Origin of the sequence: Nocardiopsis sp. NPDC006139 (genome assembly GCF_040614155.1) — a bacterium.
GTDB classification, from domain to species: Bacteria; Actinomycetota; Actinomycetes; order Streptosporangiales; family Streptosporangiaceae; genus Nocardiopsis; species Nocardiopsis changdeensis.
The window spans coordinates 102,506-128,448 of the sequence record NZ_JBEXTT010000010.1 but is presented as its reverse complement, the minus strand read 5'-3'; the positions used below and the strand labels follow the sequence as shown (position 1 = coordinate 128,448).

General features: G+C 73.0%; 25 protein-coding genes. 17 read left to right on the top strand and 8 right to left on the bottom strand.

The genetic code is table 11. The features are described 5' to 3' along the window. The first annotated feature begins 64 nt into the window (after positions 1-64). The 8 genes from ABZ249_RS15560 (at position 65) to truA (ending at position 5,076) form a co-directional block, all read left to right on the top strand. Positions 65-526 carry a DUF1707 domain-containing protein gene (locus tag ABZ249_RS15560; protein WP_355262706.1) on the top strand — a complete coding sequence of 154 codons (462 nt, stop codon included), beginning with the start codon at positions 65-67 and terminating at the stop codon, positions 524-526. A 347-nt stretch (positions 527-873) separates the two neighbouring features. Then, positions 874-1,095, top strand: coding sequence for a translation initiation factor IF-1 (gene infA, locus ABZ249_RS15555; RefSeq protein ID WP_013156135.1), 222 nt, complete (start codon positions 874-876; stop codon positions 1,093-1,095). Positions 1,096-1,141: 46 nt separating this feature from the next. Beyond that, complete coding sequence (rpmJ, locus tag ABZ249_RS15550; protein WP_073382354.1) at positions 1,142-1,255, top strand: 50S ribosomal protein L36; 114 nt, start codon at positions 1,142-1,144, stop codon at positions 1,253-1,255. 228 nt (positions 1,256-1,483) lie between these two features. Further along, the gene (gene rpsM / locus ABZ249_RS15545; protein WP_220563381.1) at positions 1,484-1,864 is read left to right on the top strand and encodes a 30S ribosomal protein S13; all 381 of its coding nucleotides are present in this window, start codon (positions 1,484-1,486) and stop codon (positions 1,862-1,864) included. Positions 1,865-1,929: 65 nt separating this feature from the next. After that, positions 1,930-2,334 carry a 30S ribosomal protein S11 gene (gene rpsK, locus ABZ249_RS15540; RefSeq protein ID WP_013156138.1) on the top strand — a complete coding sequence of 135 codons (405 nt, stop codon included), beginning with the start codon at positions 1,930-1,932 and terminating at the stop codon, positions 2,332-2,334. Between the two features lie 187 nt (positions 2,335-2,521). Next, the gene (locus ABZ249_RS15535; protein ID WP_220563380.1) at positions 2,522-3,544 is read left to right on the top strand and encodes a DNA-directed RNA polymerase subunit alpha; all 1,023 of its coding nucleotides are present in this window, start codon (positions 2,522-2,524) and stop codon (positions 3,542-3,544) included. 65 nt (positions 3,545-3,609) lie between these two features. Then, complete coding sequence (gene rplQ / locus ABZ249_RS15530) at positions 3,610-4,119, top strand: 50S ribosomal protein L17 (protein ID WP_355262701.1); 510 nt, start codon at positions 3,610-3,612, stop codon at positions 4,117-4,119. Between the two features lie 120 nt (positions 4,120-4,239). Continuing rightward, positions 4,240-5,076 (top strand): tRNA pseudouridine(38-40) synthase TruA, encoded by an 837-nt coding sequence (gene truA, locus ABZ249_RS15525; RefSeq protein WP_355262952.1) that lies wholly within the window; start codon positions 4,240-4,242, stop codon positions 5,074-5,076. Between the two features lie 95 nt (positions 5,077-5,171). Here truA and ABZ249_RS15520 read toward each other — a convergent pair whose 3' ends face one another. Beyond that, on the bottom strand, positions 5,172-6,572 hold the full coding sequence (locus ABZ249_RS15520; protein ID WP_355262698.1) for a hypothetical protein: 1,401 nt from the start codon (positions 6,570-6,572) through the stop codon (positions 5,172-5,174). Positions 6,573-7,524: 952 nt separating this feature from the next. Between ABZ249_RS15520 and rplM the strand changes: the two genes are divergently transcribed. From rplM to ABZ249_RS15500, 4 genes are all read left to right on the top strand, one after another. Next, positions 7,525-7,974 (top strand): 50S ribosomal protein L13, encoded by a 450-nt coding sequence (rplM, locus tag ABZ249_RS15515; protein ID WP_220563378.1) that lies wholly within the window; start codon positions 7,525-7,527, stop codon positions 7,972-7,974. Positions 7,975-8,011: 37 nt separating this feature from the next. Further along, positions 8,012-8,521 carry a 30S ribosomal protein S9 gene (gene rpsI / locus ABZ249_RS15510; protein ID WP_220563377.1) on the top strand — a complete coding sequence of 170 codons (510 nt, stop codon included), beginning with the start codon at positions 8,012-8,014 and terminating at the stop codon, positions 8,519-8,521. A 157-nt stretch (positions 8,522-8,678) separates the two neighbouring features. Continuing rightward, positions 8,679-10,016, top strand: a complete 1,338-nt coding sequence (glmM, locus tag ABZ249_RS15505; RefSeq protein WP_355262694.1) for a phosphoglucosamine mutase — start codon at positions 8,679-8,681, stop codon at positions 10,014-10,016. Positions 10,017-10,029: 13 nt separating this feature from the next. Then, a complete protein-coding gene (locus ABZ249_RS15500; RefSeq protein WP_220563375.1) occupies positions 10,030-11,040 on the top strand; it encodes an ROK family glucokinase in 1,011 nt (336 codons plus the stop codon). Between the two features lie 29 nt (positions 11,041-11,069). Here the strand turns inward: ABZ249_RS15500 and ABZ249_RS15495 are convergent, their stop codons facing one another. Beyond that, a complete protein-coding gene (locus tag ABZ249_RS15495; RefSeq protein WP_355262949.1) occupies positions 11,070-11,666 on the bottom strand; it encodes a Uma2 family endonuclease in 597 nt (198 codons plus the stop codon). Between the two features lie 169 nt (positions 11,667-11,835). Here ABZ249_RS15495 and ABZ249_RS15490 point away from each other — a divergent pair, with 169 nt between their 5' ends. Together ABZ249_RS15490 and ABZ249_RS15485 are read left to right on the top strand one after the other, a co-directional pair. Then, a complete protein-coding gene (locus ABZ249_RS15490) occupies positions 11,836-12,858 on the top strand; it encodes a hypothetical protein (protein WP_355262691.1) in 1,023 nt (340 codons plus the stop codon). Beyond that, entirely contained in the window at positions 12,848-14,098 is a 1,251-nt protein-coding gene (locus tag ABZ249_RS15485) for a DUF6716 putative glycosyltransferase (RefSeq protein ID WP_355262688.1), read from the top strand. The genes ABZ249_RS15490 and ABZ249_RS15485 overlap by 11 nt, the downstream gene beginning before the upstream one ends. On the opposite strand, the gene ABZ249_RS15480 is transcribed toward ABZ249_RS15485, so the two are convergent. The 4 genes from ABZ249_RS15480 to ABZ249_RS15465 form a co-directional block, all read right to left on the bottom strand. Beyond that, positions 14,023-15,369, bottom strand: coding sequence for an alpha-2,8-polysialyltransferase family protein (locus ABZ249_RS15480; RefSeq protein WP_355262685.1), 1,347 nt, complete (start codon positions 15,367-15,369; stop codon positions 14,023-14,025). The genes ABZ249_RS15485 and ABZ249_RS15480 overlap by 76 nt on opposite strands. Positions 15,370-15,414: 45 nt before the next feature. Then, the gene (locus tag ABZ249_RS15475) at positions 15,415-16,392 is read right to left on the bottom strand and encodes a glycosyltransferase family 2 protein (protein ID WP_355262682.1); all 978 of its coding nucleotides are present in this window, start codon (positions 16,390-16,392) and stop codon (positions 15,415-15,417) included. Between the two features lie 75 nt (positions 16,393-16,467). Further along, entirely contained in the window at positions 16,468-17,385 is a 918-nt protein-coding gene (locus ABZ249_RS15470) for an N-acetylneuraminate synthase family protein (RefSeq protein WP_355262679.1), read from the bottom strand. After that, positions 17,382-18,587, bottom strand: a complete 1,206-nt coding sequence (locus ABZ249_RS15465) for an acylneuraminate cytidylyltransferase (RefSeq protein ID WP_355262676.1) — start codon at positions 18,585-18,587, stop codon at positions 17,382-17,384. Before ABZ249_RS15465 ends, ABZ249_RS15470 begins: the two co-directional genes overlap by 4 nt. A 507-nt stretch (positions 18,588-19,094) precedes the next feature. On the opposite strand from ABZ249_RS15465, the gene ABZ249_RS15460 reads away from it, so the two are divergent. Beyond that, a complete protein-coding gene (locus tag ABZ249_RS15460) occupies positions 19,095-19,868 on the top strand; it encodes an SDR family NAD(P)-dependent oxidoreductase (RefSeq protein WP_220563367.1) in 774 nt (257 codons plus the stop codon). A 9-nt stretch (positions 19,869-19,877) separates the two neighbouring features. Then, entirely contained in the window at positions 19,878-20,642 is a 765-nt protein-coding gene (locus ABZ249_RS15455) for a crotonase/enoyl-CoA hydratase family protein (protein ID WP_355262673.1), read from the top strand. A gap of 57 nt (positions 20,643-20,699) precedes the next feature. Here the strand turns inward: ABZ249_RS15455 and ABZ249_RS15450 are convergent, their stop codons facing one another. Further along, positions 20,700-22,166, bottom strand: coding sequence for a DUF418 domain-containing protein (locus ABZ249_RS15450; protein WP_355262670.1), 1,467 nt, complete (start codon positions 22,164-22,166; stop codon positions 20,700-20,702). Positions 22,167-22,407: 241 nt separating this feature from the next. On the opposite strand from ABZ249_RS15450, the gene ABZ249_RS15445 reads away from it, so the two are divergent. After that, positions 22,408-23,604, top strand: coding sequence for a DUF6716 putative glycosyltransferase (locus tag ABZ249_RS15445; RefSeq protein ID WP_355262667.1), 1,197 nt, complete (start codon positions 22,408-22,410; stop codon positions 23,602-23,604). A gap of 60 nt (positions 23,605-23,664) precedes the next feature. On the opposite strand, the gene ABZ249_RS15440 is transcribed toward ABZ249_RS15445, so the two are convergent. Further along, complete coding sequence (locus ABZ249_RS15440) at positions 23,665-25,788, bottom strand: acyltransferase family protein (protein ID WP_355262664.1); 2,124 nt, start codon at positions 25,786-25,788, stop codon at positions 23,665-23,667. Positions 25,789-25,943: the final 155 nt, after the last annotated feature.

Genomic DNA, 25,943 nt, shown 5'->3' with positions numbered 1-25,943 from the left:
CGGGCCCGGCTCCCGCCGCCCGGCGCGGGGGACGGCAGCACTCACGGGATGCGAGGTGCGCGCAGTGTCCGACCCGGTTCCGTCGACCCGTACGTCCGATGCCGACCGCGACCGCGTCGCGCAGCTCCTCCAGGAGCACTTCGCGCAGGGGCGGCTGGACCACGAGGAGTTCACCGAGCGCCTGGGCCGCGCCTACAAGGCGCGGACCGTGGACGAGCTCGAGGTGGTCACCCAGGACCTGCCCGAACGCGACCTCGCGGAGGTCCGCGGCGCCGCGCCGCGCCGGGAGGAGGGGGCGGCCCCTCCGGTCCTGACCCTGCGCGACCCGGCGCTGATGGTGCCCTGGATGCTCTACGCCGGGGTCAACGTCCTGTGCTTCGTGATCTGGTTCATCCTCTACCTCACCACGGACTACGACTACCCGTGGTTCCTGTGGGTCCTGGGACCCTGGGGGATCGTGATGTCCGTCGTCACCGTCGGCGTCCTGGCCACCGGCCGCGGCCGCCGGGACGAGATCGGGGAGTAGCCCGCCGGGCGCGGGCCGGGGCGGAGCGGGGCCCGAAGGGTCACGGGCCGGGAAGAGAACGGCCGACCGCGGCGTTGTGGCCGGGGCGGTACGGGTCGCGGTCCGGAGTGGTTGCCCCGAGGGGATAGACTGTCATTGCCCATACGCGGGCTGTTGGGTCAGTCTGCCTTCTTCGCACCACGTCCTTCCAGTGACGTACCGCTCTTGCAGTTGGCCCGATCTTCCAGTGTCCTCGGTGTCGGCGACGCGGGTCTCCCCGTCGTCGGTGCCTTCGCGTCGTGTGAAGGGACACCGGGGTCGCGTCGGGTTGTCATGATCGACCAGTTGATGAGCGAGGCGTGGAGGACATGGCCAAGAAAGACGGCGCCATCGAGATCGAGGGCTCCGTTGTCGAGTCCCTACCCAACGCGATGTTCAAGGTAGAGCTCGACAACGGGCACCAGGTCCTTGCCCACATCAGCGGCAAGATGCGGATGAACTACATCCGCATTCTCCCCGACGACCGCGTCGTCGTGGAGTTGAGCCCGTACGACCTCACGCGCGGGCGCATCGTTTACCGCTACAAGTAGACCGTCCGGGCCCCACGGCCGGGACGGCTCCGAGTTCGGAGTCACCATGAAGGTCAAGCCGAGCGTCAAGAAGATCTGCGCGAAGTGCCGCGTGATCCGTCGCAACCGTCGGATCATGGTCATCTGCGCGGACCCGCGGCACAAGCAGCGCCAGGGTTAACCACCCCGGCCCGCCGGCCGCGGCTTCACGCCGCAGGACCCGATCGGGGGAGTGCCCCCGGTGCGGGACCGCATCACACAACGAACAACCTGTTCCGATCTCCGGGCGCCGCGCGACGCGGCCGGCCCGGGGAGAACCCCCGGTCGGAGGCCGGGGCCTCGTCGATTGGGCGACGAGAGGGTGGAGCGGGTCAGACCTCCGCGAAGGCATGGATGGAGTTTCGCCCACATGGCACGTATTGAAGGCGTCGACCTTCCCCGCGACAAGCGGGTGGAGATCGCTCTCACGTACATCTTCGGGATCGGCCGCACCCGCGCGCTCGAGACCCTGAAGGAAACCGGTGTCGACGGCAACACCCGCGTGTACCAGCTGTCCGAAGAGGACCTGGTCAAGCTGCGCGAGTGGATCGGCGCGAACTACCAGGTCGAGGGTGACCTGCGCCGCGAGGTGCAGGCCGACATCCGTCGCAAGATGGAGATCGGCAGCTACCAGGGCATCCGCCACCGCCGTGGCCTCCCGGTCCGCGGCCAGCGCACCCAGACCAACGCGCGCACCCGCAAGGGCAAGAAGAAGACCGTGGCCGGTAAGAAGAAGGCCGGTAAGAAGTAGTCCGCTCGGACCTTTCGACCGCGTCCGAGACAACAACGGACCGATGATCTCTGGGAGTTTCGCTCATGCCGCCTAAGGGCCGTCAGGGTGCCGCGCGCAAGGTGCGCCGCAAGGAAAAGAAGAACATTGTCCACGGACACGCTCACATCAAGAGCACGTTCAACAACACGATCGTGAGCATCACGGACCCGACCGGTGCCGTGATCTCGTGGGCCAGCTCCGGCCAGGTGGGCTTCAAGGGTTCGCGCAAGTCGACCCCCTACGCCGCGCAGATGGCCGCCGAGGCCGCCGCCCGCCGCGCGCAGGAGCACGGCGTCCGCAAGGTGGACGTCTTCGTGAAGGGGCCGGGCTCGGGCCGCGAGACCGCCATCCGCTCGCTGCAGGCGACCGGGCTGGAGGTCGGCTCGATCCAGGACGTCACCCCGGTGCCGCACAACGGCTGCCGTCCGCCCAAGCGCCGCCGGGTCTGATCCCGGCCGTGGCGCCCGCGGTCCTATCCACGCGGGCGCCCCGCCGCGCTTGAACCCGCGCCGGCCCCGGAGACGCTCCGGGACCGCGCGGGACGGGTAGGAATCCGAGTGGGAATGCGGGCACCTCGCCGGTGCCCGTCGGTGGCCGTCAAATAGCGGGCGGCCATGTGGAAGGGAAACACGGACCATGCTGATCGCACAGCGTCCCACGCTGACCGAGGAGCCGCTCTCGGACCTGCGCTCGAAGTTCGTCATCGAGCCGCTGGAGCCGGGCTTCGGCTACACCATCGGAAACTCTCTGCGCAGGACCCTCCTGTCCTCCATCCCGGGTGCGGCCGTCACCAGTATCCGGATCGAGGGCGTCGAGCACGAGTTCACCACCGTGCCCGGTGTCAAGGAGGACGTCACGGAGATGATCCTCAACCTCAAGGGCCTGGTCGTCAGCTCCGAGCACGACGAGCCGGTGCTGATGTACCTGCGCAAGCAGGGCCCGGGTGTGGTGACCGCCGCGGACATCGCTCCGCCGGCCGGTGTCGAGGTGCACAACCCCGACCTGCACATCGCCACGCTCAACGGCAAGGGCAAGCTGGAGATGGAGCTGACGGTCGAGCGCGGCCGCGGCTACGTCTCGGCGACGCAGAACAAGCAGGCCGGGCAGGAGATCGGTCGGATCCCGATCGACTCCATCTACTCGCCGGTCCTGCGTGTGACCTACAAGGTCGAGGCCACCCGAGTCGAGCAGCGCACCGACTTCGACCGCCTGATCGTCGACATCGAGACCAAGCCCGCCATCCGTCCCCGTGACGCCGTGGCGAGCGCCGGTAAGACGCTGGTGGAGCTGTTCGGTCTGGCCCGCGAGCTCAACGTCGACGCCGAGGGCATCGACATGGGCCCGTCGCCGACGGACGCCGCCCTGGCGGCCGACCTGGCGCTGCCGATCGAGGACCTCAACCTCACGGTCCGGTCCTACAACTGCCTCAAGCGTGAGGGCATCCACAGCGTCGGTGAGCTGGTTGCCCGCTCCGAGCAGGACCTGTTGGACATCCGCAACTTCGGTGCCAAGTCCATCGACGAGGTGAAGCAGAAGCTCGTCGACATGGGCCTGTCGCTGAAGGACTCCCCGCCCGGATTCGACCCCGGCACCGCGGCCGACTCCTTCGGCTCCGATGACGACGAGGGCGAGTCCTTCGTCGAGACGGAGCAGTACTGACCTTCGTCGCCCCATGGTCCCCGGCCGAGTGCGGCCGTGGACCGCATCACTAGGAGAACGACACCATGCCCACGCCTACCAAGGGCGCCCGTCTGGGTTCCGGGCCCGCTCACGAGCGGCACATCCTGGCGAACCTCGCCACCTCGCTGTTCCAGCACGGCCGCATCCGCACCACGGAGGCCAAGGCCAAGCGCCTGCGCCCCTACGCCGAGAAGCTCATCACCCTCGGCAAGCGCGGTGACCTGCACGCCCGCCGCCAGGTGCTGACCAAGATCACGGACAAGTCCGTGGTGCACGAGCTCTTCACCGAGATCGGCCCGCGCTACGAGAACCGCCCCGGTGGTTACACCCGTATCACCAAGGTCGGTCCGCGCAAGGGCGACAACGCCCCGATGGCGGTCATCGAGCTGGTCGAGGCGCTGGCCGCCAAGCCGGCCGCCGCCGCTGCCCCGGCCGAGCCGGTCGAGGAGACCAAGGCCGAGGAGGCCCAGGTCGAGGAGACCAAGGCCGAGGAGAGCGCGGAGGCCACCGAGGCCGCCGAGGCCCCGGCCGAGGAGAACTCCGAGAGCAAGTAGGTCGGGTGTGAGGCACACGGGCGCATCCCGGGTGCACACCGACCGGACGAGTGCCCGATCCCGCAGGGGTCGGGCACTCGTGTTTTCCGAGGTGTCGATGGGACCGATGTGACGGACGAGATGAACGAGGTGCCGGAGCCGGCGATCCGGATCCGGTTCGACGTGGCCTATGACGGCACGGACTTCTCCGGGTGGGCGGTACAGCCGAACCGGCGCACCGTCCAGGGCGAGCTGGAGTCCGCCCTGGCCCGGGTGCTGCGCCTGCCCCAGGTGTCGCTGACCTGCGCCGGGCGCACCGACGCCGGGGTGCACGCCCGCGGCCAGGTGGCCCAGGCCGACGTGCCCGCGGGGACGTGGGAGCGCGAGGGGGAGCGGGTGCTGCGCCGGCTGGCCGGCGTGCTGCCGCCCGACGTGCGGGTGTCCGCCGCCCGTCCGGCCCCGCCCGGGTTCGACGCGCGCTTCTCCCCGCTGTTCCGCCGCTACCTGTACCGGGTGAGCGACGCGCCCTACGGGGTGGACCCGCTGCTGCGCCGGGACGTGCTGTGGCACAAGAACCCGCTGGACGCGGACCGCATGAACGCGGCGGCCGAGCGGCTGCGGGGGGAGCACGACTTCGCGGCGTTCTGCAAGAAGCGGGAGGGGGCCACGACCATCCGCGAGCTGCTGCGCCTGGAGTGGGAGCGGGTGGGCCCGCACCTGCTCCACGGCACGATCCAGGCGGACGCGTTCTGCCACAACATGGTCCGCGCCCTGGTGGGCTGCCTACTCGCGGTGGGCGACGGCCGCCGCCCGGTCGACTGGCCCGCCCGGGTGCTGGGCGCCGCGGTGCGGGACCCGGCCGTGCACGTGGTCGGCCCGCAGGGGCTGAGCCTGGAGGAGGTGCGCTACCCGGCCGACGAGGAGCTGGCCGCCCGCGCCTCCGCCACCCGCCGCGTCCGCGAGCTGCCCTGCCGGTAGGGGGCGCCGCCGGCCTGGCGCCCCTCAGGGGGCGCCCGGGAAGAACACGAAGGGGACGTCCGCTCGGACGTCCCCTTCGGCTTCGGCGGTGCGGGTCAGCCGCGGTCCTCGGACAGCCGGTCGTAGGCCGTCTCCAGGAAGCCCTCGCTGACCGGGGCCAGGTCCTCGGCGCCCTCTTCGCCCCCGTCGCTGTTGGTGGCCAGGGAGAAGAGCAGGTACCGGCCCCACTGGCCGCCGCTGCCGTGGCCGCCCGCGTGCCCCAGGCGCTCGGCGGGGGAGCCCTCCTCGCCGGCCAGCCCGGCGAACCACTGGGCGTCGTTCAGGTTCTGGGCGTCCAGGGCGGTGGTGGCGCTCTCGGCGTCGGCCATCGCGGCGACGCCGACGGTGACGGCCTGCCCCTCGTCCTCGCTCAGGTAGGAGGCGCGGACCAGCTGGCGGCAGCCGTTGTCGGCGAGCACGGTGCCGTAGTCGCCGTGGGCGCCGGCGGCGCAGTCCTCGGTCTCGTCCACGGCCACCCGGGAGAACGAGCCCTGGCCCTCGATCTCCAGGGTCTCGGGGAAGAGGGTCTCGGCGGCCAGCGCCCCCGGGTCGTCGTCCTCGCTGGAGACGGTGGTGGCGTTGCCGGAGGAGCCGCCCAGGCCGCCGCTGGCGAAGTAGAAGGTCCCGCCGCCGACGAGCACGAGGGCGACGGCGAACCCGCCGATCATCAGGGCCTTGCGGCGCTTGGCGGCCCCGTCGTCGTAGGGGCCGTAGTCGTCGTACCCGCCCTCGTAGTCGTCGTAGTCGTCGACGGCCCGGACGTCGAACTGGGCGGTGTCCGCGCCGGCGTCCTCGGGGACCTCGTCGCGGAAGAGCGGCCGGTTGTCGCCCCGGCCCGCCGGGACGGCGGAGATCTGCTGGGTGGCGCCCATGGCGTCGGGCGGGAACACCGGCTCGGGCGCGGGCGGGCCGGGGGGCACCGTGCCGGGGGGCGGGCCCATCGGCGCGCCGGGCGCCGGCGCCATCGGGGGCCGGCCGCCGGTCGGGGCGGCGTACGGGGCGGGCGGCAGTTGGCCGGGCACGGGCCCCTGCTGCGCGTGGGGACCGGGGGCCTGGGGGGCCTGCGGGCCGGTGCCCGGCGGGCGCGGGGCCATGGACGGCTGGCCGCCGGTCGGCGCGGCGTACGGCGCCTGCGGGGCCTGGGGGAGCTGCGCCTGCGGGTGGGGGGCGTGCGGCACCGGGGGCCGGGCGCCCGGCCCCACCGGCGCGCCCGGCGGGTTCTGGACCGCGGGCGGCGGCCCGCCCTGGGCGTGGGTGGGAGGCAGAGCGCCGCCCTGCGTCTGGTTGGGCGGCGGTCCGCCCTGGGCCGGTCCGCCGTGGTTCGGCGGGGGCGGCAGGGGCGCGCCCGGGACCGGGCCGCCCTGGGTCTGGTTGGGAGGCAGCGGTCCGCCCGGGACCGGCCCGCCCTGCGTCTGGGTGAGCGGGAGGGCTCCGCCCTGCGTCTGGGTGGGCGGCATCGGCGCGCCGGGAGGGTTCTGGGCCGGGGGGAGGGGCGCGCCCTGGTACTGTCCGGTCGGCGGGGTGCCCGCGGGCCGGGTGTACGGGCTCTGCGGCGCCTGCGGGCCCGAGGGAGCGCCGGGGGCTCCGGAGGGGCCCTGCGTCGGCGCCTGAGGCGTCTGCGGCCCGGAGGGGGGCCGGTGCCCCGGGTAGGCCGGGTGCGGCCCGCTCGGGGCGAATGGGGCGCCCGGCGCCTGCGGCCCGGAGGGGGCGCCGTGCCCGGGGAGGGGCTGTCCTCCCTGAGAGGGCTGCGGCGGCTGCGCCTGCGGTGCCCGGGGGGCGGAGGGGTACTGGGGGTGTGCGGGGGCGGAACCGAGCAGGTCTTGGCCGTCACCGGGCTCCGGCCCGTCGGGACCGTACTGCGGCGGGTTCGGATGGGTACTGATGGGAGTCTCCGGAGGCGTTGGGGATGGGACTTGACCAAAGCCCGTGCCCGCGGTTTTTCCGCTGGCGCGCCGGGGTGACGGGCATCTCGTCGGCGCCCGTCGTTCCGGGCGGAGACCGGCCTTTCGGTGCAAGGGTAACCAACACCCGGGCGCGGAAAGGACGAAGCACTCCGCGCAACGGGCATAATGAAAGGCGGAGAGGTCACGGATGTGACCCCGTGCCGGCGCTTTCCCCGCCGAGCGTGGTCCTGCCGGTCTGCCCCAACCGCTGGCTTTGACCTGCGCGACGGTGGCCAGTAGGATATTCCGTCGTGCGTTTGAGTTGCCGTGGGCCCCGGGACATCCACTGATCCCGGTGCCGATCCACGCACCATCGTCTGCGCACTCACCACCGGATCGTCCTGACGATGTGGCACGGGACGTCCGGTCCAAACGCCCCGCGCCCGCGGGTGTGTTTCGTAATACGAGTCCACCATCCCGAACCAGGGGGATGGGGCAGCCGACTGAAGAGCGAAGGCAAACGATCGTGCGCACCTACAGCCCCAAACCAAACGATGTTCAGCGTCAGTGGCACGTCATCGACGCCACCGATCTCGTGCTCGGGCGTATGGCGAGCCAGGTTGCCACGCTCCTCCGGGGCAAGCACAAGGCGTACTACGCGCCCCACATCGACACCGGCGACTTCGTGATCGTCGTGAACGCCGACAAGGTCGCCCTGACCGGCAAGAAGCTGGAGCAGAAGCGGGCCTACCGGCACTCCGGCTACCCCGGCGGTCTGCGTTCCGTCGGCTACGCCGAGCTGCTGGAGAAGAACCCCGAGCGGGCCGTCGAGAAGGCCGTCAAGGGCATGCTGCCCAAGGGCTCCCTCGGCCGCCAGATGGCCAAGAAGCTGAAGGTGTACTCCGGTCCGGAGCACCCGCACCAGGCCCAGCAGCCGGTCCCGTTCGAAATCACCAAGATCGAGCAGCCCGCCTAGGCGTTCGCGAGACTTCACAGAGAACACGAGGAGAACCGTGGTCGAGCCCACCGGTATCGAAGACATCGAGCAGGAGTACGCCGAGAACCCGGAGGAGTTCCCCTCCGAGTACACGAGCGAGTCCGAGGAGACGGTCGCCGCCTACGTGCCGACCGCGTCCGGCCCCAGCGCCGGCACCGGCCGCCGCAAGACGGCCATCGCCCGCGTGCGCATCACGCCCGGCGCGGGTGAGTGGAAGATCAACGGCAAGCCGCTCGAGGTCTACTTCCCGGACAAGGTCCACCAGCAGACCATCAAGGAGCCCTTCGTCTCGCTCGGGTTCGAGGGCGCCTACGACGTCTTCGCCCGGATGAGCGGCGGCGGCCCCAGCGGCCAGGCCGGCGCCCTGCGCCACGGCATCGCCCGTGCGCTGGCGTCCCTGGACCCGGAGAACAACCGCCCGACCCTCAAGAAGGCCGGTTTCCTGACCCGCGACGCCCGCGAGGTGGAGCGCAAGAAGGCCGGTCTCAAGAAGGCCCGCAAGGCGCCGCAGTTCTCCAAGCGCTAAGGCTCATGCGCCGGCTCGCGCTCGGCTGAGCTCCGACCCGTACGCCGTCCCCGACACTCGGGGGCGTCGTACGGGTCTTTCCTTTTCGCGTGGCTTGTCGGTCACACTGATCTTCTCGGCGCCGGACGCGGCGCCACTTCTGAAGGGGGCTGTCGCCTTGGGACGGCTGTTCGGTACGGATGGTGTACGCGGGGTCGCCGGGCGGGACCTGACCGCCACGCTCGCTCTGGAGTTGTCCATCGCGGCGGCGCGGGTGCTCGCGCCGAGGGTCGAGGGGCGGCGCCCCAAAGCCGTCGTGGGCCGCGACCCGCGCGCCTCCGGCGAGTTCCTGGAGGCCGCCGTGGTGGCCGGGCTGGCCAGCACGGGTGTGGACGTGGTCCGGGTGGGGGTGCTGCCCACGCCGGCGGTGGCCTTCCTCACCGGTGACCTCGACGCCGACTTCGGCGTGATGCTCTCGGCGAGCCACAACCCGGCGCCGGACAACGGCATCAAGTTCTTCGCCCGGGGCGGCCACAAGCTGGAGGACGCGCTGGAGGACGAGATCGAGGGCCTGCTGGACGTGCCCTCGACCCCGGCCGTGGGCACGGCCGTGGGCCGGGTCACCGACGCCGCCGACGGCGCCGAGCGCTACATCGGTCACGTGCTGGCCTCGGTCCCGCACTCCCTGGCCGGGCTCAAGGTCGTGGTGGACTGCGCCCACGGCGCGTCCTCGCTGGTGGCCCCCGAGGCGCTGCGCCGGGCGGGCGCCGAGGTCATCGCCATCGGCGACGCGCCCGACGGCCACAACATCAACGAGGGGTGCGGCTCGACCCACCTGGAGGCGCTCCAGGAGGCGGTGCGGCTGCACGGCGCCGACGCGGGCATCGCCAACGACGGCGACGCCGACCGCTGCCTGGCCGTGGACGCCGGGGGCAACGTGGTCGACGGCGACCACATCCTCGCGATCCTGGCCTCCGAGGCCAAGGAGGCGGGCCGCCTGGCCGGGGACACCCTCGTGGTGACGGTCATGTCCAACCTCGGCCTGAAGCTGGCCATGGAGCGCGAGGGCATCGCCGTGGCGGAGACCGCGGTGGGCGACCGCTACGTGCTGGAGGAGATGAAGCGCGGCGGGTTCTCCCTGGGCGGGGAGCAGTCCGGGCACGTCATCCTGCTGGACCACGCCACCACCGGCGACGGGGTGCTCACCGGCCTGCACCTGCTGGCCGCCATGGCGCACCGCGGGCAGGGGCTGGCGGAGCTGGCCAAGGTGATGACCCGCCTGCCGCAGGTGCTCATCAACGTCCCCGACGTGGACAAGTCCCGCGCCGCCGACTCCGAGGAGCTGTGGGCCGCGGTGCGCGAGGCCGAGAAGGAGCTGGGCGGGACCGGACGGGTCCTGATCCGGCCCAGCGGCACCGAGCCCAAGGTCCGCGTCATGGTGGAGGCCCCGGAGCAGGAGCAGGCGACCGCGGTCGCCGAGCACCTCGCCGGGGTGGTGCGTTCGGCGCTGGGCTGACCGGGGGGACCGGATGAACCGGGTGCGGTACGGGCACGCCCTGACGGTCGGGGTGGACATCGGCGGGACGAAGGTCGCCGCGGGTGTGGTCACCCCGAGCGGTCGGGTGCTGGCGCGTGTGCGGACCGAGACGCCCGAGCGCAGCAAGAGCCCGGCGGTCGTGGAGGACACGATCGTGTCGGTGGTCGAGGAGCTGCGCTCGGGCCACCCGGTGCGCGCCGTGGGCGTGGGGGCGGCCGGGTTCGTGGACCAGCACCGCGCGAACGTGCTGTTCGCCCCCCACCTGTCCTGGCGCGAGGAGCCGCTGCGGGAGTCGCTGTCCTCGCGCCTGGGCCTGCCCGTGGTGGTGGAGAACGACGCCAACGCCGCCGCCTGGGCGGAGGTGAGCGCGGGCGCCGCCCAGGGGGTCGACGACGTGGTCGTGGTCAACCTGGGCACCGGCATCGGCGGGGCGATCGTCCTGAACGGGCGCCTGTACCGCGGCCGGTACGGCCTGGCCGGGGAGTTCGGCCACATGACGGTGGTCCCGGGCGGGCACCGCTGCGAGTGCGGCAACCGGGGCTGCTGGGAGCAGTACGCCAGCGGCAACGCGCTCACCCGGGAGGCGCGCGAGCTGGTGGCCGCCGAGTCCCCGGTGGCCCGTGCGCTGCACCAGGCCGTGGGGGGCGACGTGCGGCGGATCACCGGGCCGCTGGTGAGCGAGCTGGCCCGCAAGGGCGACCGCGCCTGCACGGAGCTGATGCGCGACGCCGGCCAGTGGCTCGGGGCGGGCCTGGCGAACCTCGCGGCGGCCTTCGACCCGGAGCTGTTCGTGATCGGCGGCGGTGTCTCGGAGGCGGGCGACCTGCTGCTGGGACCCGCCCGGGAGGCGTTCGAGCGCGGGCTCACCGGCCGGGGCTACCGCCCCGAGGCCCGTGTGGTGGCCGCGGCCCTGGGCAACGAGGCGGGCCTGGTCGGCGCCGCGGCCCTGGCCCGCGACGCCCTGCCCGCCCGGCGCCGCCGCCCCGCCCACCGCCCCCGCTGACCCCGCCGTACCCGCCGCCGCAGCGGGGCTCACCGGCGCAGCAGTTCCCGCACGTCGATGTCGAGGGAAAAGGGCACGTCGACCTTGAGGCGCTCCCGGGCGACGGTGACCGGTACGTACCGGGGCTCCCGGACGCCGTCCAACTCGTGGACGTGGATCGCCGCGCCGTTCTCCTCGGGTTCGATGATCCAGTAATGGGGGATGCCCGCCTGGGCGTACTTGAGGGGCTTGGTGGTGCGGTCGCGGTCCCGTGATTCGGGGGAGACGATCTCCACGACCAGGACCACGTCCTCCGGGGGGACGTGGGTGGTCCGCGTCCAGTCCAGGTGCTCCTCGGCCGTCGCCTCATAGCGGTAGACCAGCAGGTCGGGCTCGGGCCGCTGGTACTTCCCGAGCTTCATCGTCATCTCCTGGAGGACGTCGAAGCCCTCCGGCACGGCCTCCTCCAGAAGGTGGGCCAGGCGGTACATGACCTTGGAGTGGAAGGCGGTCCGGGGGGAGAGCACGATGAGGGCCCCGTCGATGAGTTCCATCCGGGGGGCGCCCGGAGGGAGGTCGTCCATGGCATCGGCGGTCCACCCGCCGGGCGGTGGCATGAACCAGGAGGGGAGCGGCTCGGCGGTCATCGAATCCTCCAGGGTCGATTCCTGAGCCCACTGTAATCCGGTCGTCGTCACCATGGCAGGAACATAGTGGCCGAACAGGGGCGGGTGGACGTACTTCGGTGAAGTGGTCGTTATGTGCACTGTGTACGCTGGAAACCCACGTGTCTGATTGATCCGAGAAAGCCACGTCGTGAACCCTCTTCCCACGGACGTACCCTGGGCCTTCGAAGGGCACGGGTCGGCGTGGGTGGAATCCCCGCTCCAGTTCCTGTCCGCCGTGGAGGCGTACGCGGCGCACGGATTGTCCACCCAGGGCTGCATCCTGCTGCGCCAGGACGCCGCCGGCCTGCCCGGCGTCCACGCCGCCCTGCGCGGCCTGTTCCCCGCGACCCCGCCGGCGGCGCTCGCCCGCCGCCCCACCCGCCCCCGCACCGCCGACTTCACCTGGGTCATCGGCGACGCCTTCTCCGGCCAGGTGCAGCGGCTGCTGCCGCGCGCCCCCCGCTGCCGCCTCGTCCTGGTCGACGACGGGCTCGCGGTGTGGCACCTGCTGCGGCTGCTCAGCGCCCCGTCCGTCCAGCCGGTGCTGCGCGCCCGGGTGCGGCGCACCCCGGCCCGCCTGGCCCTGGGCACGGCCGCCGCGCGCGTCCTGCGCCGCGCCGCCCAGGAGGGCCGCCTCACCGTCTTCACCATGCTGCCCCTCCCCGGCGACCTTCGGGAGGCGGCGGCCGCCGCCGGGATCCGGGTGATGCGCCACGACTTCCCGCTGCTACGCTCCCTGCCGGAGTACGACCACCCCGCCGAGCAGCGGGTCGTCCTGGGGACCGCGCTGGTCAACGACGGCCTGCTCCGGCTGCCCGACTACCTGGGCTGGCTGGAGCGGCAGCTCGCGCGGGGGCCGGTGGCCTACCACCCCCACCGGCGGGAGGACCCGCGGGTGCTGGAGCTGCTGGCCGCCGACCCGCGGGCGCGGCTGGTGCGCGCCGGGGTGCCGGTCGAGCTGTCGCTGCGCGGACTGGGGCCGGGGTACGCCGTGCGGTCGCTGCCCTCCACCGCGCTGGTGTCCCTGCGCCTGCTGGTGCGCGGCGCGTCGATCGGCACGGACGCGGTCCCCGGACACTGGTGGACCGAACTCGCCTCGCCCGGACTGCGCGAGGATCTGGCGGTGACCGCCGCCCTGGTCAACGATGAGGAGCACGCGGGTGGAACGTGACGGGGACGGACGGATCAGGGTCATGGCGGTCGCCGACTCCGACTCCTACCTGAAGTGGTCGGCGGCCCTGCTGGGCGCCCTGCCCGGCGAGGGCTGGGACACCGACCTGGCGGTCGTGCGCTCCCCGGTCGCCCCGTCCGCCGACCAGGTGCGGGCCGCCGTCGCCGGGACCCCGCTGGAGGGCCGCGAGGTGCCGGTGCGCGGCGCCCTGGAGCTGCGGAACCGGCTGCTGCGCGAACGCCCCGACGTGCTCATGCTCAACTGCACCGGGCCGGTGGTGGACGCCCTCGCCCACGCGCTGGTCGGCGAGTGGCGCCCGGTGCTGGTCTCCGGGCTGCCCGGGATCTCGGTGCCCGCCACCGAGCGCGCCTGGCTCTACCGCTCGACGGTCGACCTGTTCGTGCTGCACAGCCACCGGGAGGTCGCCGAGTTCACCGAGCTGGGCGCCCGCCTGGGCGCCACCGGGGGGATCGGCCTGGCGACCCTGCCGTTCCTGCCCGAGCCCCGGCCCCGGGCCGGCGGCGGGCGCCCGCGGGTGGTGTTCGCCTCCCAGGCCAAGGTGCCCGCGGAGCAGGGGCAGCGCGAGCAGGTGCTGCTGGGGCTGGCCGCGCTCGCCGAGGCGCGCCCCGACCTGGAGGTGGTGGTCAAGCTCCGGGCCCGCGAGGACGAGGCGCAGACCCACAAGGAGAGGTACCACTACGAGGCCCTGTGGCGGTACATGGCCGCCCGCGGGGAGGTCCGCCCCGACGCGGTCGCGTTCCGCACCGGGCCGATGGTGGAGTACCTGGAGGACGCGGCGGGGTTCGTGACGGTCAGCTCGACCGCGGCCCTGGAGGCGTTCGCGCTGGACGTGCCGACGCTGGTGCTCACCGACTTCGGGCTGAACGCCGAGCAGATCAACCTGGTGTTCGAGGGCAGCGGGGTGCTGGGCACCCTGGACGACGTGCGCGCCGCCCGGTTCCGCCGGGTGGACCGCGGCTGGCTGCGGGCCAACTACTTCCACCCGGTCCACGAGAACGACTGGGTGCGGCGGCTCACCGCGCTGGTGGCCGCCGCACGCCGGGGGGAGCTGCCGCGGAGGGGGTCCCTGCTGACGGGCCCCGAGCAGCAGCGCAGGCGCACGCGCTCCCTGATGCGGCTGTCGCTGCCCCCGACGGCCGTGCGTCAGCTGGGCCGGGCCCGCAGGAGGCTGCGCGCCCTGCGCGCCAACCTGCGCGGGACGCTGGCCTCGCGGGGCTGAGCGGAGGGGCGCACCCCGGGGGCGGTCAGGCCCAGGGCGGCGATGCGCTTGCGCTTGAAGTGGCGCAGCAGGTCGCCGTCGTAGTCGCGCAGGTACGCGGCCGCCTCCTCCCGCAGGTGCGGGTAGGCGGCGGCCTGCATGCAGTAGCCCACCGCCCGGACGAGGGGACCGAGGTCCTCGGCGTAGCGCTCGGGAGCGATGAGGGGGGCCTGGACCTCGCCGGAGTCCAGCAGCCGGGGCATGGTGACGTCGGCGATGGTCACCGGCATGCGGTTGCTGTTCTCGTACGGGGTGAGCCGCTCCAGGACGAGTTCGGTGCCTATGGTGGCCACGGGGATCCCGTAGATCTTGTCCGCGGTACTGAGCGAGGTGGAGAAGCACCCCACGACCAGGCTCGGCGGATCGACCTCGAACCATGCCTCCACCGGCAGCGAGGACTCCAGGACCTGGAGTTCCAGGCCGAGCCGCTCGGCCTGCGCGCGCATCGCCGGGACCATTCCGGAAGCGTTCATGGGGTGGGGTTTGAAGGCGACCGTCCGGTACCCGGCGCCGGCGCACGCGGTGAGCGCGCGCAGGGAGATGTCGGTCTCCTCCTCGGAGGTGAGCAGGTCCAATGACGCCAGGTACTGGCCTACGAGGAGCGGCGGCGCAGGCTCAGCCGCGGCCAGGGGGGTGAGCAGGCCGGGGACCGACCGGGTCACTTCGGCCATGACGGCTCGGAACGCCTTGCCGTCGATGATCGACCGCTCGACTCCGTGCTCGGACAGGACCAGGGGGGCCAACCCGGGCACCAGGTCGAGGTGGACCAGCCGCTCCAGGCGACCGGAGATCTGCTTGGGGAGGACGTGACGGGTGGGGCTGTAGCTGGCCAGGCCGTCGGAGATGACGGTGAGCCGCGCGTTCTCGAAAAGCTCGGCCAGCCCCCGCGAGGGGTCTCCCTGAATGGCTTCGAGGACCAGTTCGAGCGGGCCGTCGCCGAGTTCCAGGTACGAGTTCAGGAGTCTGCGGATGAGCGGCTGGTCGTTCCTGTGCGCCCGCCAGTGCGACGGGTGGTGCGGCCAGATGAGCTCGTTGTAGGAGATCACCTGGTGGAAGCGGTCCCTGACGGCGGCGAAGCCCGCAGTCTCTGCGAGCGGCGTGGCGATCTCGGGGATGTCGGCGTTGTCGACGGTCAACAGGATGCGGCGGTCGTCGCCGAACACGCCGGAGTCGATCCCCGCTGCGAGGCTCATCACCCCGAAGAGGCGGGAGGACACGAAGATCTGGGTCATGGGTCTACCCCTGGCTGGTCGTGGTCGTGGTTCCGGGCCGTCTGGTCACACGGCCAGGGGGCGGGAGGACCCGGCCAGGATCTTGCGGAGCCTGCGCTCGCGCTTGCCGCCCATCTCGCGAATGGTCGCTTCCAGGATGTGCTGGGCGGGCAGGGAGGTCAGCAGCTCCCGGCCGCGGGCGAACATCTCCCGGCGGTCCTGCGGGGAGAGCCGGTCGGCCTTCTCGGCCTGGTTGAGCAGGATGGCGCAGAAGGTGCGCACCGCCTTGGGCAGGTAGCGCTCGGCCTCGTGGTCGGCCAGGACGTCGTCCAGGATGGTGCGGAAGGCGTTGAGGAAGTGGAGCTGGCGGGTGTCGCCGACCTGGGTGAGGGAGCCGGTCAGCCCGCGCCGGTAGAACAGGCCCAGGACGGGGATCCGGGCGAAGGAGTCGGCGCGCAGGTGCAGGCGCCAGGCCCAGGGCTGGTCCTCACAGGTGTGCAGGGCGGGGTCGAAGTCCATCAGCCCGGCCTCGACGAGGCGCCGGTGGTAGATGCCCGCGGAAGTGAACGGGTAGTTCACCATGCTCGCGGTGGTCGCGGGAAGAATGCCCTCCCGGGGGTCCAGCGCCCGGTTCACCCGGCCCTCGGGGACGAGGTGGACGGATCGCTGGCCTCCGTTCACCTGGACGTGGTCGGTCTTGGCGAAGTCGACCCCGAGGCGGTCGGCGGCCTCCACCACGGTCGGAAGGTAGCCGGGGGCGAACCAGTCGTCGCCGTCCAGATAGGTGATGTAGCGGCCGCTGGAGTCCGCGACGCCCTGGTTGCGGACCGAGGACAGCCCCGTGGGCGCCGGGTTCCGGAGCATGCGCAGGTTGGGCAGGCGCCTGCGGAAGTCGTCGACGATGTTCGGGGTGTCGTCGGCGGAGCCGTCGTCGATGACGATGTACTCGAAGTCGGGGCGGTCGTTGCGCACCAGGCTCGCGAGGGTGTCGCCGATGTAGGGCGCCACGTCCTTGGCGGGGATGATCACCGACAGGGCGGTCACGGGTACTCCTCGGCCCGGGGACCCGTGCGGGCCCCCGGGCGCGGTCCATGGGGGATGGGCGGGGCGGGGGAGGGGTCAGACGGTCGTGCGGCGGAGGCGCTTGCGGGGCTCCTCCTCGCCCGGGAAGACCTTCTTGACGCCGTCGCCCAGGGCCTGCTCGACCACGCGGATGTCGCGGACGAGGTTGCGCAGGCCGGTGGGCTCCAGGGAGGCGGCGTGGTCGGAGCCCCACATGGTGCGGTCCAGGGTGATGTGCCGCTCGATGGCGACGGCGCCCAGGGCGGCGGCGGCCACGGAGATCTGGAGCCCGCGCTCGTGGCCGGAGTAGGCCACGGGGACGCGGTAGCGGTCGCGCAGCGTCTCGATGGTGCGCAGGTTCCCCTCCTCCGGGGGCATGGGGTAGGTGGAGGTGGAGTGCATGATGACGAGGTTGCGGGCGCCCAGGATGCTCACGGCGGCGTCGATCTCGTCCAGCGTCGACATGCCGGTGGACAGCAGGACCGGCTTGCCGGTGGCGGCCAGGGCGCGCAGCAGCTCGTGGTCGGTGATGGAGGCGGAGGCCACCTTGTGCACCGGGACGTCGAACTTCTCCAGGAACTCGACGGACGGCACGTCCCACGGGGAGGCGAACCAGTCCAGGCCCAGGACGTCGCAGTACTTGGCGATCTCGGTGTACTCGGCCTCGCCGAACTCGACGCGGTGCTTGTACTCCATGTAGGTCATCTCGCCCCAGGGCGTCTGCCGGATCTTGTCCCGCTGCTCGACGGGGACGCAGATCTCGGGGGTGCGCTTCTGGAACTTGACGGCCTGGCAGCCGGATTCGGCGGCGACGTCGATCAGCTTCTTGGCGATGTCGAGGTCGCCGTTGTGGTTGATGCCGATCTCGCCGATGACGTACACCGGGTGGCCCGGGCCCACCATGTGGCGACCGATGCGCAGGGCGGGGATCTCGGCCCTGAGGTCGACGGGGGCGGTGGCGGTGCCGTTGCTCATGTGGCATCCTTCTCGTTCGTTTCGTCCGTGGGGGAGTCGTGGTCCGCGCTCCGCGCGCGGAAGTCCAGGACGTGCTCGCACAGCTCGCGCACGGCCCCGGACCCGCCGGGGCGGGTCAGGACGAGCCGCGCGGCGGCCAGCACGTCGGGGTGCGCGTCGGGGACGGCGACGGGCCAGCCGACCAGGGACATGCAGCCCAGGTCGTTGACGTCGTTGCCGAGGTAGGCGACGCGCGAGGGGTCCAGGCCCTCCTCGGTCAGCCAGGCGGCGAGGGCCGCCCGCTTGTCGGAGAGGCCGTGCAGGACGGTGACCCCGAGTTTGTCGGCCCGGGCGCGCACGACCGGGTTCACCTCGGTGGACAGGATGTGCACCCGTACGCCCGCCTCGCGCAGGAGGCGCACGCCCATGCCGTCGGAGCGGCTGACGGAGACCGCTTCGGTGCCGTCCTGGGAGACCGTGACGCGGTCGTCGGTGTGGACGCCGTCGAAGTCGGTGACCAGGGCGTCGATGTCGACGGGTGCGGTCTCGGGCGCGGCGACGGGGGCCAGGGCGCGGGCCAGGCGCAGGTCGTCGGGGGTGTCGATCTCGAACGCGTGCAGTTCGGGGACCTCGCACAGGTCGATGCGGCCGAAGAACCGGTGGCCGTGGGAGCGGAACCCGGCGGTGTCGACGACGTAGAACGCGCCGGTCTCGCGGTAGTGGGGTTCGCGGTCCTGCCGGCGGGGCCGGTGGGTGTGGATGTGGTTGACCCCGCGGGCGCCCTCGGGGCGGCGGGCCCACAGGAAGGCGTGGGTGGGCACCGCGGAGAAGACGCTGTCGGCCTCGCCCCCCGTGACGCGGGCGACCGCGGCGTCGAGGTCGGCGGGGTCGATGAAGGGGCTGGTGCACTGCACGAACACGGTCGCGTCGGGCAGCTCTCCGGCGGCCTCCAGGGTGTCCAGGGCCTGGAGGAGGACGGCCTCGGAGGAGACGGTGTCGCCGCCCAGGTCGGCGGGGCGCTCCAGGACGCGGGCTCCGGCGGCGCGGGCGGCGGCCGCGATCGCGGGGTGGTCGGTGGAGACGACGGTCTCGGTGACGCCCTCCGCCGCCAGGCAGGAGCGCACGGCGCGTGCGATGAGGGGGACACCGCCGACGGGTTCGATGTTCTTGAGGGGAATTCCCTTGGAACCGCCCCGTGCGGGAATGATGGCGGTGACGCGCAAGGCACAACTCCGGGTGAACGAGGGGGTGGAACGGTGTTCCGAGACTGGTCGGCTTAGATTACGCCATTCTTCGCACCGTGGAAATCGTCTTTATGCGTACGCCCGCCAGGATGTATCGTGAGCGTTCGCCTACGCTCGGCAACGCCTTTCGGGCAAGGCTTACTACTGGTCGTACCGGCTGCTGGGCGCGGGTTTTCCGGGTTTTCCCGGGGGCGGTCAAAGGTTTTCCGAGGACGCTTCCTGTGGGTGGGCTTCTTGTAGTACGCCGAACGGGGCCGTGCGGTTTACGGGGTAGACTGATTCGTTATGTTCCGCGGTGGGCGGGCGGCATCTCCTGGGCGGGGCGAGGGGATTTCTTTTCCTGTGATCCGCATCACCGGCGATATTCGTGTCCTTTCGGGTGCGGAGCGTGTCCGGGCGGGGGTGCGCGCCTCCGGCTCCGGGTCGGACCCGGTTGACCGAACCCGGTTCTAGTGCGTGGGTCACATCCTCTGTAGAGTGCGGCCCATGGATCTGAACGGAATCTCCGCCCTCGTCTCGGGCGGCGCCAGTGGCCTCGGTGAGGCCACCGCCAGGGAACTCGCCTCCGCCGGTGCCACCGTCGTCATCGCCGACCTCAACGCCGAACGCGGCGAGGCCATCGCCAAGGAGATCGGCGGCGTCTTCGTCGCGACCGACGTCTCCGACGAAGAGCAGGTCAAGGCGGCCGTCCAGGCCGCCGTCGACACCGGCGCCCCCTTCCGGGTCGCCGTCTCCTGCGCGGGCATCGGCTGGGCCACCCGCACCGTCGACAAGTTCGGCAACCCGCACGACCTGGCCAGCTACCAGAAGGTCATCCAGGTCAACCTCATCGGCACCTTCAACGTGCTGCGGCTGTCCGCGGCCGAGATCGCCAAGACCGAGCCGGTGAACGAGGACGGCGAGCGCGGCTCCATCGTCAACACCGCCTCCCTGGCCGGCATCGAGGGCCAGATCGGCCAGATCGCCTACTCCTCCTCCAAGGGCGGCGTCATCGGCATGACCCTGCCCGCGGCCCGCGACCTCGCGGCCGTCGGCGTCACGGTCAACACGATCGCCCCCGGCATCCTGGAGACGCCGATCTACGGCGAGGGCGAGGCGTCCGAGCAGTTCAAGCAGCGCCTGGCCGCGCCGGTGCCCTTCCCCAAGCGCCTGGGCACCGCCGCCGAGTTCGCCAAGCTGGCCCGCACCCTGCTCGAGGTCAGCTACATCAACGGCGAGGTCGTCCGCATCGACGGCGCCCTCCGCATGCCGCCGAAGTAGGGGGAGACCGTGTCCGACGAGGTTCTCTACACGGCCGAGGACGGCGTCGCCGTCATCACCATCAACCGTCCGCAGGCCAAGAACGCGGTGAACGCCGCGGTCGCACGCGGGATCGCCGAGGCGCTCGACGACCTGGACGCGCGCAAGGACCTGACGGTGGGCATCATCACCGGCGCGGGCGGCACCTTCTGCGCCGGGATGGACCTGAAGGCGTTCATGAAGGGCGAGGTCCCGCTGGTCGAGGGCCGCGGGTTCGGCGGCTTCGCCGAAGCCCCGCCCAAGAAGCCGCTGATCGCCGCGGTCGAGGGCTACGCCCTGGCCGGCGGGTTCGAGGCGGTCCTCGCCTGCGACCTGGTCGTGGCGGCCCGGGACGCGAAGTTCGGCATCCCCGAGGCCAAGCGCGGCCTGGTCGCCGGCGCGGGCGGCCTGCTGCGCCTGCAGCACCGCATCCCCCGCAACCTGGCGATGGAGTTCGCCCTCACCGGCGACTTCGTCGACGCCCCGCGCCTGGCCGAGCTGGGCCTGGTCAACAGGGTCACCGAGCAGGGCGGCGCCCTGGAGGGCGCCAGGGAGCTGGCCGCGCGGGTCGCCGCCAACGGTCCGCTCGCCGTGCGGGTCTCCAAGCAGATCATCACCGAGTCGGACGACTGGTCCACGTCGGAGATGTGGGAGAAGCAGAACGAGCTGGCGGGCCCGGTCTTCGTCAGCCAGGACGCCATGGAGGGCGCGGCGGCCTTCGCCGAGAAGCGCGCCCCGGTGTGGAAGGGCGAGTAGCCCCGCCACCGGTACGGCGATCCGGAGGCCGCCCCGGCCGGGGCGGCCTCCGTCACGTCAGGACGGGATCCCCGCCGCGCCCTCCCGGGGCGCCGCGGACCGGTCGCGCACGGTCCACCGGGCGACCGCCCGGGAGACGGCGGTGACCGGCCTCTCCATCGGCCCGGCGCCCAGGGTGAGCCGCCACACCGTGGCGGTCACCAGGGAGCAGGCCAGGACGGCCTCCACCGTGTAGGTCTCCACCCACCCGGCCCACCCGGGCAGGAGTCCGCCGTACACCGCCCACAGCACGACGCCGTGCGCGGTGTACAGGGTGAGGGTCATCGCGCCCATGGCCGCCACCGGGTAGAGCACGACCCGCATCGGGCGCGTTCCGGCCAGGAGCAGGCACAGGCCGAGCACGGCCATCGCCACCCCGGTGTTGCCCAGCACCTCGAAGGTGGTGTTGCTGTGCGAGCCGGCCTCCAGCGGCATCCGCCACAGCGAGTACTCGTCCTCGCCGGGCAGGAACCGGGCCAGCGGACCCAGCAGCAGCCAGGACGACCCGTAGCCCAGGACGGCCAGCCCGGCCCCGCCGCCCACCAGCCACCACCGCACCCTCCGCGAGCGCAGTCCGGTGCGGGCGGCCACCATCCCGGCCAGGACGTAGGCGAGGAACACCGTCGCCGGGTACAGGCCGAACACCAGCAGGTCCAGCGGGTCCTCCAGCGCTTCGAGGGAGAACAGGGGCATGTCCTCCGCGAACCCCTCCTCCGTGGCGAGGGGGTCCTCGCCGCTCTCCTCGAGGGAGGCCCAGTACTCCTCCTTCTCCGCCACCCACTCGGGGTCGCCCCAGGTGGCCTCCCACTCGGCCTCGTCCTCGGCCGTCCACTCCTCCTCGCCGGCCCAGGCGCCGGACCAGCCGAGCTCGGCCGGCAGGTGCTGGACGGCCAGCGTCGCCTGCGGACCGACCAGGGCGGCCGCGACGGCCAGCGCCGCCAGGTGGCGGGTGCGCAGCCACAGCAGGGGGATCGCCAGCAGGAAGTACACCCCGTAGAAGTGCAGGATCACCGACAGCGAGCCCAGCGTCGCCAGGGCGTACCCGATGGCGACGAGCAGCAGCGCGCGCACCGCGATCCGGACCCGGACCCGGTTGCGTTCCACGCGCGTCCCGGGCCGGGCGCGTCCGGCCAGCAGCACCAGGGACGCCCCGGCCAGGAACGCGAACAGCGCCGCCGAGCGGCCGCTGACCAGACCGCCCACCGCCTCCACGACCAGCATCCCGGGGCCGGAGTAGTCCTCCTCCCACACGGCGTGGACGTCGGGCGCCCCGGTCAGCAGCAGGGTCAGCGGCACCCCCATGTGCGCGACGAAGACCCCGACCAGCGCGAGGCCCCGCGCCGCGTCCACCCCGAGCAGGCGTTCGCGCGGCCCCCCGCGCCCCGGGCCCGGCCCCGGCCCCGTCCCCGGCCCCGCCGGACCGGGTACCGCCGGGCCCGGCGGCCGGTCGTCCGCGGCGGTCCCCACTCCCTCGACTGCGGCCATGCACATCCCCCGTGCGGTCGGTCGTCCGTTTGCACAGCGGTCAACGCGGGCGGGGCGGGCGGCGGTTCGGCCGGACGGCCCGATTCCTCCAGGGGAGATGATGACCACCCCGACGAACAGTCATTACTGCGAAGGGTATCCAGGCCAATACTCCGGGTGTGTAGTCTGTCGGCGTATCCCGAACCCACCGCGGCCACTTCGGCGTTCCCGGTGCCGCGCGGACCCACCCAGGAGGACCGACGTGACCGACCCCGACCTCGGCGGTATGGACCTGACGGTCGTGGCCGTTGCGGACTCCGAACCGTACGTTCGCCTGTCCGCGGCCATGTTCGACGCCCTGCCCGGCCACGGTCACACCGTCGGCCTCGCCGTCGTGCGGTCACCGATCACCCCCGCCCCCGCGCAGCTGCGCCGGGCCGTCGCCGACAGCGGGCTCGCGGGCCGCCGGGTCCCCGTCCTGACGCTGCCCGAGCTGCGCCGCCTGATCCGCCGCCGGGTGCCCGACGTCGTCATGCTCAACTGCACCGCCCGGGTGACCGACGCCCTGGGCGACATCCTGCCGACGGGGCGGCGCAGGCCCGTGGTGGTCACCACCCTGCCCGGGCCCGCCCTGCCCGCCGGGGAGCACGAGTGGCTCCACCGGGCCCGCGCGGACCTGCTGGTCCTGCACAGCCTGCGGGAGGTCGCGGCGTTCTCCGAGCTGGGCGAGAAGCTCGGGGTGGGCACCGGGGTCGCCCTGGCGGGGCTGCCGCTGCCCGCGGCCCGCGAGAGCCGCCGGGGGCGCCCGCACCGGGTCGTGTTCGCCGCCCAGGACCGGGCCCCGGGCACCGCGCGGCAGCGCGAGCGCATCCTGGAGGCGCTGGCGGACCTGGCCGAGAGCCGTCCCGACCTGGAGGTCGTGGTGTGTCCGGGCGAACGGCGGACCGAGGCGCCGGGCAGCGACTACGCCGAGCTGTGGCGCGGCCTGGTCACCGCCGGGCGGGTCCACGACCACACGGTGCTCTTCCGCCCCGGGCCGGTGGCCGACCAGCTGGACCGGGCCCGCGGCCTGGTCACCGTCGGCTCCCCGGCCGCCCTGGAGGCCCTCGCTTTGGACGTCCCGGTGATCATCCTGGGCGACGTCGGCGAGGACCCGGGGGCGACGGTGTTCCAGGACGGTGGCGTCTTCGGGACCCTCGACGACCTGCGCGCCCTGCGCTTCCGGGCGCCCTACCCGGCCTGGGCGCGGGAGAACCACTTCCACCCGCCGCAGCGGGAGGACTGGACCCGCCGCCTGGCGGCGCTGGTGCACCGGGCCCGGCTGGGCGACCTCCCGGCCCGCCCGGCCCTGCTCGACGCGGGGGTGCACCGCCGCGCCCGCCGCCGGGTGCTGGCCGACCTGGGCGCCGCCCCGTCCCTGCTCCGGCAGGGCCCCCGCGCCCAGTGGTCGGCCCCCTGAACGCCCGAGGGGCCGCCGGACGCGGGTCCGGCGGCCCCTGCCGCCCTGCGGGCGGGCCCGTCAGCCGGCGGCGGCCTCCTCGACGCCGTCGATGAGCGTGGAGGTGCGGTCGGCGAGGGTGGCGTCGGCGACCGGGGCGTCCGGCAGCGCCTCCAGCAGCAGCGGCTCCAGCAGGACCGACAGCGACGACGAGAACGCGAACGAGAAGTGGTTGTCGTCGTAGTAGGCCAGCTGGTTGCCGATCACCCCCGGGCACTCCCGGTCGCCGCACAGGTAGCCGGTCATGTCCACGGCCCGCACGTTGCCCGGCAGGCGCCCCGCCTCGGCGGCGGCCGCCAGCGGTGACGAGTCGGCCAGGGTGTACCCCCGGTCCTGGGCGCAGTGGCCTCCGCGGTCGACACAGTCGGCCACGTCGAACGAGAAGCGGGGGGTGTCGCGGACGGCGACCACGTCGACGCCGAGCCCCTCCAGCCACTCCCACCGCCGCACGAACCCGTCGGGCACGTGCTCCTGCGACCCGTCGCCCTGCTGGGACAGCGTGCCCAGGGAGAACACCGCGTCCGGGGCCGTCCGCTCGATCTCCTGGGCGACCTGCGCGTTCCAGGTGGCGCACTCCTCGTACACCCGGCCCTCGAGCTCCTGCTCCGCGGCGCTGAACTGGCAGGCGTTCTTGGTCATGATGACCAGCCGCCAGCCGTGGTGCTCGGCGATCGGCCGCAGCGCCTGGAACCAGTGGCGGGCGTGCGAGCTGCCGGTGAGGACCAGGGTGTACTCCGAGTCCACGTCGCCGAACTCGCAGGAGATCAGCTCGGTGGAGGGGATGGTCACGTTGCACTCGCTGGTCTGCGCGATGGTGTCCTGCTTGACCGTGGTGGTGTCCGGGTACACCGGCAGCGGCGGCAGGTTCGCCGCCAGGTCCGGGCTCAGGTGCACGGCGGCGCCGGGGTAGGCGGTCGGGTCCTGGCTGAGCCGGGCGCGCACCTCCCGCTCGTGCTCGATGCCCGCGCCCCAGGCCAGGGAGCCGACCAGGACCGGGACGGCGAACAGCACGCCCGCGGCCAGCGACCACGACGGGGTCCGCCGGTCGCGCAGCACCCGGTCGATGCCGCCCTCCAGGATCCACGAGGTGGCCAGGGCGGCGGCCAGGGACGCGCCCAGCACCATCAGGCCGCCGGTGAACGACGGCCGCACCCGGTCCGTGACCTCCAGGTAGAAGACCAGCACCGGCCAGTGCCACAGGAACAGCGGGAACGAGTGCCGGCCCAGCCACACCAGCGGGCGCAGGCCCAGCAGCCGCCCGGCGGACCACCGCCCGGGCGCCTCCCCGGCGCCCGCGGCCAGGACGAGGGCTGCCGCCAGCACCGGCCACAGCGAGGCGGCCCCGGGGTAGGGGAGCGAGTCCCCGATGACCGCGCCGCAGGCGACGAGGGCGATCAGCCCGATCCAGCCCGCCGCCAGGCGCAGCGCGCGGGGCAGCCGCAGGAAGGGCAGGAACAGGGCCAGCAGGCCGCCCAGCGCGGGCTCCCACAGGCGGGCGCCCGTGTCGAAGTAGGCCCAGGTCGGCTCGGTGGCGGTGATCCACAGCGAGTACCCGAACGACAGGGCGAACACCGCGGCGGCGGTGCCCACCGCGGCGGCCCGCACCCGAACGCCCAGCCGCGCGGCCACCAGGGCCGCGAGGGTGAGCAGCAGCGGCCACAGCAGGTAGAACTGCCCCTGCACGCCCAGCGACCAGAAGTGCTGGACGGGGCTGGAGGAGGAGTCCCGCGCCATGTAGTCGACCGAGCCCAGCGCCAGGTGCCAGTTGGCGTGGTACAGCGCCGCGGCCTGCACGTCGGCGATGACGGCCGTCCAGGACGAGCGCGGCATGAACAGGAACGCCCCGGCCAGCACCGCCGCGAGCACCACCGCCCCGGCGGGGAAGAGCCGCCGGACGGTGCGGCTCCAGAACGCGCCGACGCCGATGCGGCCGTCGCGCTCCAGCGCCCGCACCATCGACCCCGTGACGAGGAAGCCGGTGAGCAGCAGGAAGACGTCGACGCCGCCGGAGACCGTGCCGAACCAGATGTGGTAGACGGCGATGAGGACCGCGGCGACCGCGCGGAGCCCCTCGATGTCGTCGCGGCGCCGGGACACGGGCGCGCGCAGGGTGTTGAGCACGGGGCTCTGGACAGAAGAGGACAAGGGTGTGCCTTGGGCTCGGTGAAGGTGGGGCAGGGGGCGGCGGCCGTGGTCCGGGCGCGCGGCTGGGCGCCGGAGGGATGACGGCGCCCGGGGAATGCCCTGCCGCTTCAGTATCCGGGGGCTTTGTCCGGATCTGGCCATAAAAGGGTTGACGT